Source organism: Beutenbergia cavernae DSM 12333 (assembly GCF_000023105.1).
Classification (GTDB): Bacteria; Actinomycetota; Actinomycetes; order Actinomycetales; family Beutenbergiaceae; genus Beutenbergia; species Beutenbergia cavernae.
Window position 1 is genome coordinate 2,144,221 of record NC_012669.1, and the last position, 14,326, is coordinate 2,158,546.

14 protein-coding genes are annotated in these 14,326 nt (G+C 71.6%); 9 read left to right on the forward strand and 5 right to left on the reverse strand.

The features are described from left to right. Nucleotides 1-37: 37 nt before the first annotated feature. The 7 genes from BCAV_RS09480 (at nt 38) to ctaF (ending at nt 7,423) form a co-directional block, all read left to right on the forward strand. Nucleotides 38-1,420 carry a dipeptidase gene (locus BCAV_RS09480; RefSeq protein WP_245528996.1) on the forward strand — a complete coding sequence of 461 codons (1,383 nt, stop codon included), beginning with the start codon at nt 38-40 and terminating at the stop codon, nt 1,418-1,420. 3 nt (nt 1,421-1,423) lie between these two features. After that, the gene (locus tag BCAV_RS09485; protein ID WP_015882378.1) at nt 1,424-2,560 is read left to right on the forward strand and encodes a glycerate kinase; all 1,137 of its coding nucleotides are present in this window, start codon (nt 1,424-1,426) and stop codon (nt 2,558-2,560) included. A gap of 151 nt (nt 2,561-2,711) precedes the next feature. After that, on the forward strand, nt 2,712-3,071 hold the full coding sequence (gene erpA, locus BCAV_RS09490) for an iron-sulfur cluster insertion protein ErpA (protein WP_015882379.1): 360 nt from the start codon (nt 2,712-2,714) through the stop codon (nt 3,069-3,071). 99 nt (nt 3,072-3,170) lie between these two features. Then, nucleotides 3,171-4,142, forward strand: coding sequence for an FKBP-type peptidyl-prolyl cis-trans isomerase (locus BCAV_RS23575; RefSeq protein ID WP_015882380.1), 972 nt, complete (start codon nt 3,171-3,173; stop codon nt 4,140-4,142). A 190-nt stretch (nt 4,143-4,332) separates the two neighbouring features. Continuing rightward, a complete protein-coding gene (gene ctaC, locus BCAV_RS09500; RefSeq protein WP_245528998.1) occupies nt 4,333-5,163 on the forward strand; it encodes an aa3-type cytochrome oxidase subunit II in 831 nt (276 codons plus the stop codon). Beyond that, complete coding sequence (gene ctaD / locus BCAV_RS09505; RefSeq protein ID WP_015882382.1) at nt 5,163-6,947, forward strand: aa3-type cytochrome oxidase subunit I; 1,785 nt, start codon at nt 5,163-5,165, stop codon at nt 6,945-6,947. Before ctaC ends, ctaD begins: the two co-directional genes overlap by 1 nt. A gap of 74 nt (nt 6,948-7,021) precedes the next feature. After that, nucleotides 7,022-7,423 (forward strand): aa3-type cytochrome oxidase subunit IV, encoded by a 402-nt coding sequence (gene ctaF, locus BCAV_RS09510; protein ID WP_015882383.1) that lies wholly within the window; start codon nt 7,022-7,024, stop codon nt 7,421-7,423. Nucleotides 7,424-7,564: 141 nt separating this feature from the next. On the opposite strand, the gene BCAV_RS09515 is transcribed toward ctaF, so the two are convergent. The 5 genes from BCAV_RS09515 to ctaE all read right to left on the reverse strand — a co-directional run bounded on the left by BCAV_RS09515 (nt 7,565) and on the right by ctaE (nt 12,566). Continuing rightward, a complete protein-coding gene (locus BCAV_RS09515; protein ID WP_015882384.1) occupies nt 7,565-8,188 on the reverse strand; it encodes a superoxide dismutase in 624 nt (207 codons plus the stop codon). A gap of 130 nt (nt 8,189-8,318) precedes the next feature. Further along, entirely contained in the window at nt 8,319-10,061 is a 1,743-nt protein-coding gene (gene qcrB / locus BCAV_RS09520) for a cytochrome bc1 complex cytochrome b subunit (RefSeq protein ID WP_015882385.1), read from the reverse strand. Further along, nucleotides 10,058-11,125, reverse strand: coding sequence for a cytochrome bc1 complex Rieske iron-sulfur subunit (gene qcrA, locus BCAV_RS09525; RefSeq protein WP_015882386.1), 1,068 nt, complete (start codon nt 11,123-11,125; stop codon nt 10,058-10,060). The genes qcrB and qcrA overlap by 4 nt, the downstream gene beginning before the upstream one ends. Next, a complete protein-coding gene (gene qcrC / locus BCAV_RS09530) occupies nt 11,122-11,901 on the reverse strand; it encodes a cytochrome bc1 complex diheme cytochrome c subunit (protein ID WP_015882387.1) in 780 nt (259 codons plus the stop codon). The genes qcrA and qcrC overlap by 4 nt, the downstream gene beginning before the upstream one ends. Nucleotides 11,902-11,930: 29 nt before the next feature. Further along, nucleotides 11,931-12,566 carry an aa3-type cytochrome oxidase subunit III gene (ctaE, locus tag BCAV_RS09535; RefSeq protein WP_015882388.1) on the reverse strand — a complete coding sequence of 212 codons (636 nt, stop codon included), beginning with the start codon at nt 12,564-12,566 and terminating at the stop codon, nt 11,931-11,933. A 244-nt stretch (nt 12,567-12,810) separates the two neighbouring features. Between ctaE and BCAV_RS09540 the strand changes: the two genes are divergently transcribed. Both BCAV_RS09540 and trpD read left to right on the forward strand, forming a co-directional pair. Continuing rightward, on the forward strand, nt 12,811-13,266 hold the full coding sequence (locus BCAV_RS09540; RefSeq protein ID WP_015882389.1) for a response regulator transcription factor: 456 nt from the start codon (nt 12,811-12,813) through the stop codon (nt 13,264-13,266). After that, nucleotides 13,263-14,315 (forward strand): anthranilate phosphoribosyltransferase, encoded by a 1,053-nt coding sequence (gene trpD, locus BCAV_RS09545; RefSeq protein WP_015882390.1) that lies wholly within the window; start codon nt 13,263-13,265, stop codon nt 14,313-14,315. The genes BCAV_RS09540 and trpD overlap by 4 nt, the downstream gene beginning before the upstream one ends. Nucleotides 14,316-14,326 lie beyond the last annotated feature (11 nt).

The window sequence follows — 14,326 nt, forward strand, 5'->3', positions numbered from 1 at the left end:
AGGGTAGTCGAGGCGGCGGGCGGGTATGTTCGCGCCCATGGTCTCTCCCACCCCCGACCTCGCCCACCTGCGCGCCCGCACGGCCGCGGAGTTCCCGCGGCTGCGTGCCGACCTCGAGGACCTCGTCCGCATCCCGAGCGTGTCGGCCGCCGCGTTCGACCGGGAGCACGTCGAGGCGAGTGCGCGCGCCGTCGCGGAGCTGCTGCGCGGCGCGGGGATGGAGTCCGTCGACGTGCTGCGCGTCGACGGAGCCGACGGCGTCCCGGGGGCTCCCGCCGTCGTGGCCCACCGCGCCGGTCCCGAGGGCTCGCCGCGGGTGCTGCTGTACGCGCACCACGACGTCCAGCCTCCCGGCCCGTCCTCGTCGTGGGGCAGCGACCCGTTCGAGCCGGTGGAGCGGGACGGCCGCCTGTACGGGCGCGGTGCCGCCGACGACAAGGCGGGCGTCGTGGCGCACCTGGGAGCGCTCCGGGTCCTCGGCGAGGAGCTCGGCGTCGGCGTGACGGTGTTCGTCGAGGGCGAGGAGGAGATCGGTTCCCCGACCTTCGCGCAGTTCCTCGCCACGTACGCCGACCGGCTCGCCGCCGGCGTCATCGTGGTGGCCGACTCCAGCAACTGGAAGGTGGGCGTACCGGCGCTGACGACGTCGCTGCGCGGCCTGGTCGACCTGGTCGTCCGCGTCGAGGTGCTCGAGCACGACGTGCACTCCGGCATGTTCGGCGGGCCGATCCTGGACGCCCCGACGCTGCTGGCGCGCCTGATCGCGACCCTGCACGACGACGCCGGCGACGTGGCCGTGGCCGGCCTGGTCTCCGAGGACTCGGCCGGTGTCGACTACCCGGAGGCGGAGTTCCGCGCGGATGCGGCGGTGCTGGACGGCGTCCGGCTGGCCGGTACCGGCGCGCTCGCCTCGCGGCTGTGGCGCCGTCCCGCGCTGAGCGTCATCGGCATCGACGCGCGCAGCATCGCCGAGGCGTCGAACACGATCGCCGCCCGCGCGAGTGCGCGCCTGAGCCTGCGGATCGCTCCCGGGCAGGACCCGCTCGCGGCCGAGCAGGCGCTCACCCGTCACCTGCTCGACCACGCCCCGTTCGGCGCCCGCGTGGTGGTCGAGCCGGGGGAGCGCGGGCAGTCGTTCGCGGCTCCGGCGGACTCGCCGGCGATGGTCGCGGCGCGCGCCGCCATGGCCGACGCCTGGGGGACGCCGCCGGTGGACGTCGGGCTCGGCGGGTCGATCCCGTTCATCGCTGACCTGCTCGAGCAGTTCCCCGACGCGGAGATCCTCGTGACCGGCGTCGAGGATCCCGACTCGCGTGCCCACGGCGCCGACGAGAGCGTGCACCTGGGCGAGCTCGAACGCGCCGTGCTCGCCGAGGCGGCGCTCCTCGCCCGGCTGGGCGCTCGACCAGCTCGCGGCTGAGACGTGCGGGCCCTGCTCGCCGCCGGCGCGTTCACCGGGACGCCGAGCGCCGTGGCCGCCGTGCGTGCGCTGGCCAAGGGGTGGGCGTCCACCGCGGCCGACGAGCTCGACGAGGCCCCGATGTCCGACGGCGGGGTGGGGCTGCTCGCGGCGGTGCACGCGTGGCGCGGCGGGCAGACCCACGCCGTGACGGTCGCCGGGCCGCTCGGCGCGCCGGTGCCGGCCGCCGTGCTCGTGACCGGCACGGACGAGGGGGGCCCGGTGGCCTACCTCGAGGCCGGGGAGGCGGTCGGTACGCACCTGGCGCCCGACGACGCGTCGGCGGCCGAGGCGGCGCTGCACGGGACGAGCGTCGGCGTCGGGCAGCTGCTCGTCGCCGCGCTCGAGCTCGGCGCTCGGCGCGTGGTCCTCGGCGCGGGAGACGCCGCCACGCACGACGGCGGATGGGGCCTTCTCCGGGCGCTCGCCGGTGGCGAGGGAGCCGCAGACCCGACCGCGGACGCCGCGGAGGTCCTCGCGGGTGCGCGGGACCGCCTCGCCGGCGTGACCCTCGACGTGGCGGCGGCGAGCGGCGACCCGCTCGTGGGCCTGCACGGCGCGGGAGCGGCACTGACCACCCGCACCGGCCTCGACGCGGCGCAGGCGCAGGAGCGCGAGAGCACCTTGGCTCCCCGGCTCGACGCGCTCGAGCGCGCGGCGCTCGCGCTGGCTCCGCGCGCGCTGCCCGTGGCCGGCGCGCGAACGCCCGCCCGGCCGGCCCGCCGGACGGGATCCGGGGTCGGCGGCGGCGTGGGCTTCGCGGCGTCGCTGCTCGGAGCCCGGGTGCATCCCGGGGGCCGGCTGGTCGCGTCGGAGCTCGGCCTCGACGCACGAGCGGGCCGGGCCGACGTCGTCCTCACGGGGTCGGCGGTCATCGACGCCGCGCAGATCGCCGACGGCGGACCGGGGATCGTCGCCGCCGTCGGGCACGCCGCGTCGGCGCACGGCGTGCCCGTCGTCGTGGTCGGCGAGCACATCGGCGTCGGCAGGCGCGAGTCCGCTCCCATCGGCGTCAGCGCGTTGTACGAGGTCGACGACGACGGCGCGGAGGCCGCCCTGGCCGCGCGCGCCGCCCGCGTCGCCCGCACCTGGTCCTGGTGACGCGACGCCGCCCCGGCGCCCGGTCGGTGCCTCGCTCCCGCGTGACACCGGTCTCGCCTGGTAGGCGCACGCCGCCTGGCGTCGTACGCTGGTCTGGAGCGTCGGGCACGTCCGGCGCCCACGACTGACCGAGACGAGCGACGGAGACGACATGACCGAGTCCCTGACGACCGAGGTCGAGACGACCCACGAGGTCGAGCTGACCGACGTCGCGGCTGCCAAGGTCAAGGCGCTGCTCGAGCAGGAGGGGCGCGACGACCTGCGGCTGCGGGTCGCCGTCCAGCCCGGCGGCTGCTCGGGCCTCATCTACCAGCTGTACTTCGACGAGCGGGTGCTCGACGGCGACGCGCTGCGCGACTTCGACGGCGTCGAGGTCGTGGTCGACAAGATGAGCGTCCCGTACCTCGTCGGCGCGACGATCGACTTCGCCGACACCATCGAGAAGCAGGGCTTCACGATCGACAACCCGAACGCCTCGGGATCGTGCGCCTGCGGCGACTCGTTCCACTGATCCTCGCGACACCCTGATCCGACAGAGCCCCGCCGGTCACGCACCGGCGGGGCTCTGTCGGATCAGCTGCGTCCACCACCCCTCGAACCGGGAGAACCCGTGCGCCGTACCGTCCCTCACCTGATCGTCACGGCCGTCGCCGCGGCGCTCGTGCTCGCCGCCTGCAGCTCGGGCGAACCCGCCGGCTCCGAGGGGTCCGAGGAACCGACCTCGAGCGCGTCGGGTGACACCGCCAGCGGCGCCACGGAGGCGACCGACCTGTTCGAGGCGTCCGGCGCGTTCGGCGAGAAGCCGACGCTGACGTTCCCGGGCGAGACCCCGCCCGAGGGCCTCCAGGCGGAGGTGCTGAGCGAGGGTGACGGACCCGTCGTCGAACCGGGATCGGTCGTCGCGGCGCACTACCTCGGCCAGGTCTGGGGATCCGACACACCGTTCGACAACTCCTACGACGGCGGCGCCGCCGTCCCGTTCAGCCTCAACACCGTCGTCGCGGGCTGGACACAGGGGATCCCGGGGCACGCCGTCGGCAGCCGGATCCTCCTGAGCATCCCCGCCGACCTCGGCTACGGCCCGCAGGGCGGGAACGCGCAGGCCGGGATCGGCGCGGAGGACACGATCGTGTTCGTCGTCGACATCGTGGAGGCGTTCGGTCCTGAGGTCGTCGGCGAGGCGGGTGCCGAGCCGACGGGCGAGGAGCTGCCCGTGACGTACGACGGCGAGCTCGGCGAGCCGGTGTCCGGTGTCACGCTGGTCGAGGGCGCCACGCTCGCCGCCGAGCCGACGAGCACGACGATCGCCACGGGCACGGGCGAGCCGATCGCGGCGGGTCAGGGCGTCGTCGCTCAGTACGCGCTGACGAGCGAGGACGGCGCCTCGCAGGCGTCGACGTGGGACACGTCGCAGGAGGGGTTCGGCCCGATCGCCGCGGCGGTCGGCTCGGGCACGTTCCTCGACCTCGTCGAGGGGGTGCCGATCGGCAGCCGGGTGCTCGTCCAGCTGCCCGGGAACGACCAGCAGCCGAGCGCGCTCGCCGTCGTCGTCGACCTCGTCGCGGTGGCGCCCCAGGGGTGAGGACCGCCACGTCCGTCCGCCCCCGCGCCGCGTGCCGCGGACAGGGGCGGGCGGCGGTAGGGTGATCGGAGCGGAGCGCGCCTCCGCAGGACGTTCACGACCAGGCCACAGGTTGCCCGCAGTGGCAGCACGACCTTCCGGAGGTTCCCGCACCGTGCGATCGACGAAGCCTCGTAGGCCGGCACGGAGGGTGGCCCTCGGCGCCGCCGCCGTCGCCGGGGTTCTCGGTCTCGGGGCCTGCTCACCCGCGGCGCAGCGGGGCTTCATGCCCGAGAACTCGCCCGGCGCCACGAATCACACCGACACGGTGATCTCGCTCTGGAACGGCTCCTGGATCGCCGCCCTGGCCGTCGGGGTCCTCGTGTGGGGCCTCGTGATCTGGTGCGTCGTCGCGTACCGGAAGCGGAAGGGCGACAACCAGCTGCCGGTCCAGCTGCGGTACCACGTGCCGTTGGAGCTGATGTACACGTTCGTCCCGATCGTCATGATCGGTGTGCTGTTCTTCTACACGTCGCGCACCATGGGCGAGGTGGTGGACACCAGCGAAGAGGCTGACATCCACGTCGAGGTCTACGGCAAGCAGTGGAGCTGGGACTTCAACTACGTGGAGGCCGACGTCTACTCCGTCGGCGTGCAGGCGGATCTCACCGGCGAGCCCGGGGTCCCCGAGACGCTGCCGACGCTCTACCTGCCGCAGGGGGAGCTCGTCGAGTTCAGCCTGAACACGCGCGACGTCAACCACGCGTTCTGGATCCCGGCGTTCCTGTACAAGCTGGACCTCATCGCGGGCCAGGAGAACACGTTCCAGGTCCGTCCGATGGAGCTCGGCACGTACGAGGGCAAGTGCGCCGAGCTGTGCGGCGAGTACCACGCGGCGATGCTCTTCAACGTGGAGGTCGTCACGCAGGAGGAGTTCGACGAGCACATGGCCGACCTCGCGGAGCAGGGCAACACCGGCCAGCTCGGCTCTGACTACGACCGGGACCACAACGTCCGTGAGACGGCGGAGGCGCACGACTGATGGCCATCGACGAGATCAACCGGATCGACTCGGCCCCGCGCCCCGCGCTCGAGGAGGTGCCCGGCCTGGCGCCGAAGCGCCAGCCGCTCGGACGCGCCGTCGTCGGCTGGCTCACCACGACCGACCACAAGACGATCGGCTACCTGTACCTCGTCACGTCGTTCGTGTTCTTCTGCATCGGCGGGGTGCTCGCGCTCCTCATCCGTGCCGAGCTGTTCGCTCCGGGGATGCAGGTCGTCCAGACGGGCGAGCAGTTCAACCAGTTCTTCACGATGCACGGCACGATCATGCTGCTGCTCTTCGCGACGCCGCTGTTCGTCGGGTTCGGCAACATCATGGTGCCGCTCCAGATCGGTGCGCCCGACGTCGCGTTCCCGCGCCTCAACATGTTCGCGTACTGGCTCTTCGTGATCGGCGGGATCATCGCCGTCGCCGCCTTCTTCACGCCGAAGGGCGCGGCGAGCTTCGGCTGGACCGGCTACGCGCCGCTCTCGCAGGAGACGTTCTCCCCGGGCGTGGGCGGCGACATGTGGGTCGCCGGCCTCGCGATGACCGGTTTCGGCACGATCTTCGGCTCGGTCAACTTCATCACGACGATCGTCTGCATGCGCGCGCCCGGTATGACGATGTTCCGGATGCCGATCTTCACCTGGAACATCCTCATCACGTCGGTGCTGGCGCTCATGGCGTTCCCGGTGCTCACCGCCGCGCTGTTCGGTCTGCTCGCGGACCGGCGGCTCGACGCGCTGGTCTTCGACCCAGCCACCGGCGGGGCGATGCTCTGGCAGCACCTGTTCTGGTTCTTCGGGCATCCGGAGGTCTACATCATCGCGTTGCCGTTCTTCGGCATCGTGTCGGAGATCTTCCCGGTCTTCAGCCGCAAGCCGCTCTTCGGCTACAAGACGCTGGTGTTCGCCACCATCGCGATCGCCGGACTCTCGGTGACGGTGTGGGCGCACCACATGTACACGACCGGCGCCGTGATGCTGTCGTTCTTCGCGCTCATGACGATGCTCATCGCCGTCCCGACGGGTGTGAAGTTCTTCAACTGGATCGGCACGATGTGGCGCGGGAAGCTCACGTTCGAGACGCCGATGCTGTGGTCGATCGGGTTCCTCGTCACGTTCCTGTTCGGCGGTCTGACGGGCGTGATCCTGTCCAGCCCGACGCTCGACTTCCACCTGCACGACACGTACTTCGTCGTCGCCCACTTCCACTACGTCGTGTTCGGCACCGTGGTGTTCGCGATGTTCGCCGGCTTCTACTTCTGGTGGCCGAAGTTCACCGGGAAGATGCTCGACGAGCGCCTCGGCAAGTGGCACTTCTGGCTGCTCTTCGTCGGCTTCCACACGACGTTCCTCATCCAGCACTGGCTGGGCGTCAAGGTCATGCAGCGCCGGATCGTCGACTACCTGCCGGAGGACGGCATCCAGCTGTGGAACCAGATCTCCACGGTCGGTGCGTTCGTGCTCGCGGCGTCGACGCTGCCGTTCCTCTGGAACGTCTACAAGACGTGGCGGCAGGCGCCGCAGGTCACCGTGGACGACCCGTGGGGCTACGGCCGGTCGCTCGAGTGGGCGACGTCGTCCCCGCCGCCCAGGCACAACTTCGTCACCCTGCCGCGGATCCGCTCCGAGTCGCCGGCGTTCGACCTGCACCACCCGGAGGTCGCGGCCATGGACCGGGCGGAGCCCGACCCTGGGTTCCTCGACCAGGTCTACGGGAACGCCGACATGCAGGGATCGATCCAGGAACGCCAGACGACGAAGGAGGACCAGTCGTGAGCGACGTCCACGACGTGCAGCAGACGGCGGGCGACCCGACGTCGCACGCCCACTCCGCACGCGCCCGTTCGCCGATGCGTGTGGAGTACCTCCTGTTCGGGGTCGGGGCACTGGTGTTCGCACCGATCGGGCTCATCTACGGCTGGCTCACGGACTGGGCGGAACCCGTCGGGCTCGTGTCCCTGCTCCTGCTGTCCGGGCTCGCTGGTCTCACCGGCCTGTTCTTCTTCGTCACGTCGCGACGGATCGACGCCCGGCCGGAGGACGACCCGCTCGGTGAGATCGCCGACGGCGCGGGCGACTACGGGGTCTTCTCGCCGTCGTCCTGGTGGCCGCTCGTGCTCGGCATCGCCGCCGGACTGATCTTCCTCGGCGCGGCAGTCGGGTGGTGGATCAGCGGCATCGGAGGCGTGCTGGGCATCATCGGACTGGTCGGTCTGCTCTTCGAGTTCTCCCGCGGGCAGCACGCGCACTGAGCGCGCTCTCGCCACACGTCGGCCCGGGTCCCCCGCAGGGGACCCGGGCCGATCTGTGTCTGCCGGCATGCGACGGGCCCGCACCCCGAGGGAGTGCGGGCCCGTCGTCGACGGCGTCCGTGGACGCGCGGTTCGAGCAGGTCAGGCCGGGACGATGAGCCCCGCGGCCTGGGTGCGCGCACGCGTGAAGCGGTCGGCGGCGTCGTTCCAGTTGACGACGTTCCACCAGGCCGCGATGTAGTCGGCCCGCACGTTGAGGTAGTCGAGGTAGTAGGCGTGCTCCCACACGTCGAGCATGAGGATCGGCACGAGGCCGAGCGCCAGGTTGCCCTGCTGGTCGTACAGCTGCACGATCACGAGCTTCGACCCGATGGAGTCCCAGGCGAGAACGGCCCAGCCGGAGCCCTGCACGCCGGCGGCGACGGCGGAGAAGTGCTTCTTGAACGCCTCCACGCCACCGAAGAACTCGTCGACGGCCGCGCCGAACTCACCGGCGGGCTCGCCGCCCTCGGGGGAGAGGTTCGTCCAGAAGACCGAGTGGTTGACGTGGCCACCGAGGTTGAACGCGAGGTTCTTCTCGTGCAGGTTCACGGCAGCGAGGTCACCGGACGCCCGGGCCTCGGCGAGCTTCTCGAGGGCCGTGTTGGCGCCGGTCACGTACGCCTGGTGGTGCTTGTCGTGGTGCAGCTCCATGATCTTGCCCGAGATGTGGGGCTCGAGAGCGGCGTAGTCGTAGGGGAGCTCGGGCAGGCTGTACTCCGCCATGAAGGACGGTCCTCCTTGAGATCGGGGACCGCGCGGCACGCCCGGAGGCACGTCCCGCGGCCCGTCGGTGGTTACCGCAAGCGAACGCCGCCACGGGCGGCGTCACACTCGTTCCAACCTACGCCCGAGGTCAGTTCTTCCGCTCGTCCTCGTCGGGGGCGACCACGCGCTGGACGTGGCTTCCCGTGCCCGCATCGGCACCCGCGCCGACCGCCACGCGATCGGGCGCGGCGGGGAGCTCGTCGTGCTCGCCGTGCGAGGCGGCAGCCGCCAGCTCGACGGGTGTGACGGGCTCGACGCGGTCGGCGTAGAAGAAGTTCGACAGGCGCTGGCGACGTTGGTCCTGCTTGTAGCCGGGCCGGGCCACTCCGCGCGCGTCCTCCGCCGGGGCGATCTCGATCGGCCGGCTGGGCTCGTGCGCGACGAGCACCCACCGCTCCTGCTCGTTCAGCGGCGCGTGGACCTCGATGTACTCGCCGGACGCGAACCGCACCACACGGCCGGTCTCGTGGCCGTGGAGCACGAGCTCACGGTCCCGCCGCTGCAGCGCGAGGCAGATGCGCTTCGTGATCATGAACGCCAGGACCGGGAGCACGAAGACGAGCACGCGGAACGCCCAGGTGATCGCGTTGATCGACAGGTGGAAGTGGGTCGCGATGAGGTCGTTCGACCCCGCCAGGATGAGCACGAAGAACGCGGTGAGGATCGCGACTCCCGACGCCGTCCGCACCGGGACGTTGCGCGGCCGGTCGAGCACGTGGTGCTCGCGCTTGTCTCCGGTGGCGCGTGCCTCGAGGAACGGCCAGATCGCGAGCGCTGTGAAGAGGATGCCCGGGACGACGATCGCCGGGATGAGCACGTTGAGCGAGATCGTGTAGCCGAGGATCACGAACTCCGGTTGGCCCGGCATGAGCCGGAGCGATCCCTCGAGGAACAGCATGTACCAGTCGGGTTGCGCGCCGGCGGAGACCGGCGACGGATCGTACGGCCCGTAGTTCCAGACGTTGTTGATCGACAGGAGACCGCCCATGAGCGCCAGGACGCCGAAGACGATGAAGAAGAAGCCGCCGGCCTTCGCCATGTAGACGGGGAAGAGCGGGTACCCGACGACGTTGCGGTTCGACCGACCGGCGCCCGGGTACTGCGTGTGCTTGTGCACGACGACGAGGATGAGGTGGAGGGCCACCAGCGCCAGGATCAGTGCCGGCACGAAGAGGATGTGCAGCACGAAGAGGCGCGGGATGATCTCCGTCCCCGGGAACTCGCCGCCGAAGATCATGAACGAGAGGTAGCTGCCGACGATCGGGATCGACTTCACGACGCCGTCGGTGATGCGCAGGCCGTTGCCCGAGAGCACGTCGTCGGGGAGCGAGTACCCGGTGAACCCGGCCAGGAGCCCGAGGATGAGGAGCGTGAAGCCGACGACCCAGTTCAGCTCACGGGGCTTGCGGAACGCACCGGTGAAGAAGTTCCGCATCATGTGCGTGACGATCGCGGCCATGAAGACGAGCGCGGCCCAGTGGTGGATCTGCCGCATGAGCAGACCGCCGCGCACCTCGAACGACAGGCGCAGCGTCGAGGCGAACGCCTCGGACATCTCGACGCCTCGCATCGTGACCGGGAGGGCGTCGTCGGGGTAGTGGATCTCGTTCATGCTGGGGACGAAGAAGAACGCGATGAACGTCCCGGAGAGCAGGAGGACGACGAAGCTCCACAGCGCGATCTCGCCGAGCAGGAACGACCAGTGGTCGGGGAAGATCTTGCGGGCGAACTCCTTGACGAGCTTCGCCGCACCGATGCGGGTGTCGAGGAAGTCGGCAGTTCCCGCCGCGGCTTCCGCGGCCCGGCTCGGGGGCGTGAGGGTGGTGCTCACGACGTCTCCTCTCGGGTCGGGCGCTCACGTTCCCAGGTGCTGGGCCCGACCGGCTCTGTGAAGTCGCTCCGTGCGACGAGGTACCCCTCGTCGTCGACGGTGATGGGCAGCTGGGGCAGCGCCCGCTTCGCCGGGCCGAAGACGACCCGGCACTGGTCTGCGACGTCGAACGTCGACTGGTGGCACGGGCAGAGCAGGTGGTGCGTCTGCTGCTCGTACAGGGCCACGGGGCAGCCGACGTGCGTGCAGATCTTCGAGTACGCGACGATGCCGTCGTAGGACCAGTCGCGCCGGTCCTCGGGCTCGATGAGCTCCGTGGGGTCGAGGCGCACGAGGAGGACGACAGCCTTCGCCTTCTCCTCGAGGTAGTGCTCCTCGTCGGCCAGGCCCTCGGGGATGACGTGGAACACCGACCCGATGGTGACGTCCGCCGCGCGGATGGGGGCGCCGTCGGGATCGCGGGCCAGACGGCGGCCCTCGCGCCACACCGTGTGCCGCATCGCGTTGACGTTCCAGTCGCCGCCCAGGTTGCCGATGAGCGGCACCAGGAACGGCAGAGGAGCGAGCGCGAGCGCGGAGACGACGGCGCCCTTGAGCATGCTGCGCCGGCGGAGGCCGGAGTCCGCGACGCCCGCCTCGATGACGTCGAGCGCGTCCTGACGGGTCGCCCGGTCGCTCTCCTGGGCGTGCCGTTCCTCGCTGAGCTCGACGTCGGACATGAGGGTCTTGGCCCAGTGCACGGCCGCGAGGCCGATCCCGAGCATCCCGATGCCCAGGCCGAGGCCGAGGGAGAGCGTCGAGAGCCGGACGGACATCAACGTCTCGCCCGTCGGGAAGGCGAAGTAGCCGACGACGCCGCCGATGGCGGCGAGGATCGAGATCGTGAAGAGGACGACGACCTGACGCTCCGCGCGCTTCGCCGCCTTGGGGTCGGTGTCCGCGAGGCGGTGGCGGTGCGGCGGGAGCCCGGGGTTGGCGAACCGCTCGGACGTCTCGACGTCGTGCGGGGAGCCGAGCGCGTCGCTGACCTCGGCGTGCTGCTCGGGGCGCTGCTCGATGCTCACGACGACTTCGCTCCGATCCAGACGGCGCACCCGATGAGCGCGCCCATGCCGATCACCCACGCCCAGAGTCCCTCGGACACCGGACCGAGCCCGCCGAGGGTCATCCCCCCGGGTGACACCTCGCGCTGCGCCATGAGGAACGCGATGACGTCACGCTTGGCCTCGGTGGGGATGTTGGCGTCGTTGAACACGGGCATCGACTGCGGTCCCGTGAGCATGGCCTCGTAGATCTGGGTCGGCGTGCTGCCGAACAGCGACGGCGCGAACTTCCCCTCGGACAGCGCTCCGCCGGCACCGACGGCGTTGTGGCACATCGCGCAGTTGGTGCGGAAGACGAGCATGCCGTTCGCCGGGTCGCCGAGCTCCGGGTCGACCTGCTCGGCGCTCGGGATGGACGGGCCCGGGCCGAGCGTCGCGACCCACGCCGCGAGCTGCAGGGTCTGCTCCTCGTCGAACTGCGGGGGCTTCGCCTCGGCCTGCGGGGCGTTCGCCGCCATCGGCATGCGGCCCGTGCTGACCTGGAAGTGCACCGACGCGGCACCGACCCCGACGAGCGACGGCGCGGCGGCCGTGCCCTCCGCGTTCGGACCGTGGCACGACGCGCAGTTCGCTGCGAACAGGCGCCCACCCTCCTCGACGTCGGCAGGGCTGGCCGTGTCCGCCGTCGCGGGTGTCGGCGCGAGGGCGGTGTAGACGCCGCCGATCGCGAGGAGTGCCAGGACCATGAGGATCACCGGCGCGAGCCGGTGACGTCTGGCGGTGGCGAGGGCCTTCACGGTTGCGTGTCCTCGTTTCGGTTCGGTGGTCAACGGAGGATGTAGATGACGAAGAACAGGGCGATCCAGACGACGTCGACGAAGTGCCAGTAGTAGGACACGACGATCGAGCTCGTGGCCTCGTGGTGGCCGAAGCGGTGCGCGGTGAACGCGCGGCCCAGCACGAACAGGAACGCGATGAGGCCGCCGAGCACGTGGAGGCCGTGGAAGCCGGTGGCGAGGTAGAACACGGTGCCGTAGGCCGTGGACGAGATCGTCAGGCCGTGCTCGACGAGCTCCGCGTACTCCGTGACCTGGCCGGCGACGAAGATCGCACCCATCACGTACGTGAGGGTGAACCACTCGACCATGCCCCACTTGCGCACGTCGAGCAGCGACCCCGTGCGGCGCGCCTGGAAGCGCTCGGCGGCGAACACGCCGGCCTGGCACGTCACCGACGAGAGCACCAGGATCGTGGTGTTCCCGATCGAGAACGGGAGGTTGAGCAGGCCGCTGCCCTCCGCCCAGGCCTCCGGTCCCGCGACGGCGCGGTGGGTGAAGTAGATGGCGAAGAGCCCGGCGAAGAACATGAGCTCGCTGGACAGCCACACGATGGTGCCCACCGACGTCATGTTCGGGCGGGTGATGTTCAGGTGTGCGCTCGGGGCGACGGCTGCGGACGACACGCTCTCATTATGGCCGTACCCACCATCGACTCGCCCCAGGACGCACACGAAAGCGCGGCAGGATGGGCAAAACTCACGGCGTTCGCGCGGATGTCCCGACGGCGCCCGCGCGGGTTCTGACGGACGTCGACGTGCTGTCGTGAAAGGCTCGTGCGCCGCGTCCGAACGACTAGCATCACGGGGAGCCTGCGCGCGGTGTCCCGACGGCGTCGCGCACGTCGCAGCAGAGTCACGGAGGACGTCGATGACCCTCGAGCACGCCCAGCCCACCGGCTCCGCCCCGGAGGTCGCCAGCACCCTCGAGGAGCCGGCCCAGGTCCTCCTCTACAGCGACGACCGCGCCACGCGGGACGCGGTGCGGCTCGCCGTCGGACGCCGGGCGTCGGTGGACACCGCGCGCATCGCGTGGACCGAGTCCGCGACCGCGGAGGCGACGCTGGCGTACGCGGCGGCGCAGCGCTTCGACCTGCTCGTGCTCGACGGCGAGGCGGCGAAGGTCGGCGGCATGGGGATCAGCCGGCAGCTCAAGAACGAGATCTACGACTGCCCGCCCGTGCTCGTGCTCACGGCGCGCCCGCAGGACGCGTGGCTCGCGGCGTGGTCGGAGGCCGACGGCGTCGTGTCCCACCCGCTGCGCCCCGTCGAGGTCGCCGAGGCCGTGGCCGCGCTGCTCCGGGCGGGCGAGCGGTCGACGCCGTGACCGGCGAGCAGGTCGCCGAGCGCACCTGGCCCGGCCTGCTCGGCCGGCTCGTCGCCCGGCACGACCTGACCAGCACGGACACCGCGTGGGCGATGGCGCACGTGATGGCCGGCGAGACGCCGCCGGCGGTGCTCGCCGCGTTCCTCGTCGCGCTCCGCAGCAAGGGGGAGACGGTCGAGGAGCTGTCCGGCCTCGCCGACGCGATGCTGGAGGCCGCGGTACCGATCTCCGTGCCCGGCCGGTGCGTCGACATCGTCGGCACGGGTGGCGACGGGCACAAGTCGGTGAACCTCTCGACGATGGCGGCGCTGGTGGCCGCCGGGTCCGGGCTGCGGGTCGTCAAGCACGGGAACCGTGCGGCGACCTCGGCGAGCGGGGCCGCCGACGTGCTCGAGGCGCTCGGGGTCCGGCTCGACCTGTCGCCGGAGGACGTCGCCGCGAACGCCGAGCGGGTCGGGATCACGTTCTGCTTCGCCCAGGTGTTCCACCCCTCGTTCCGGCACGCCGGGCCTGTCCGTCGCGACCTCGGCATCCCGACGTCGTTCAACGTGCTCGGCCCCTTGACGAACCCGGCGCGCCCGGCGGCGGGGTCGATCGGCGTCGCGGACCTGCGGATGGCGCCGCTGATCGCCGGGGTCCTCGCCCGGCGCGGGACCGACGCCGTCGTCGCGCGCAGCGAGGACGGGCTGGACGAGTGGGCCACGACGGCGCCGGTACGGGTCTGGGAGGTCACCGGCGGCGACGTCGTGGAGCACGTCGTGGACGCGCGGGCCGCGTTCGGCATGTCGCCCGCGACGCTCGACGACCTGCGGGGCGGGGACGCCGCGCACAACGCCGGCGTCGTGCGTGCCGTCCTCGCCGGGGAGCGTGGACCGGTCCGCGACGCGGTGCTGCTCGGCGCCGCCTCGGCGATCGTCGCGGACGGGGGTCTGGTGGGCGCCGGCCCGTTCGTCGACCGGATGGCGCAGGGGGTCGCGATCGCGGAGCGGGCGATCGACGACGCCGCCGCCTCCCGGGTCCTCGACGCGTGGGTCGCCGCGAGCGGCTAGCCGCCCCTCGG